General features: G+C 64.4%; 1 pseudogene. It reads left to right on the top strand.

The features are described 5' to 3' along the window. Window positions 1-334 (top strand): annotated as a pseudogene (locus tag EN857_RS33795) (polysaccharide biosynthesis protein); the annotation flags it as partial.

Raw genomic sequence — 334 nt, 5'->3', positions numbered from 1 at the left:
GGGCTGGCCTGCTGGGCGGTCATCGTGCTTATCGCCCATCTGCTGTTCCGCTCCAGTGGCCTCTACAGCACGGTGTGGCGCTTTGCCTCCACGCCCGACTTCTTCAACATCCTCAAGGGCTGCGGCAGCCTGACGGTGGTCCTCTATCTGAGCTCGCTCGCCTACCGCTTCTTCTTCCAGCCGGTCGCCGGCCTCAACGAGCGCCAGTTCATCGTCTTTTTCCTGGTCTCCTTCACCATCATCTCGGCGCCCAGGCTTTACTATCGCTTCCTCCGTGACGGCGCGTCCTGGCGCATACTGCGCCGCGCTCCCGGCGACGCGCCGGTGAAGCAGG

It is taken from the genome of Mesorhizobium sp. M4B.F.Ca.ET.214.01.1.1 (assembly GCF_004791545.1).
Taxonomy (GTDB): Bacteria; Pseudomonadota; Alphaproteobacteria; order Rhizobiales; family Rhizobiaceae; genus Mesorhizobium; species Mesorhizobium abyssinicae.
This window is presented reverse-complemented; position numbering and strand designations above follow the sequence as displayed.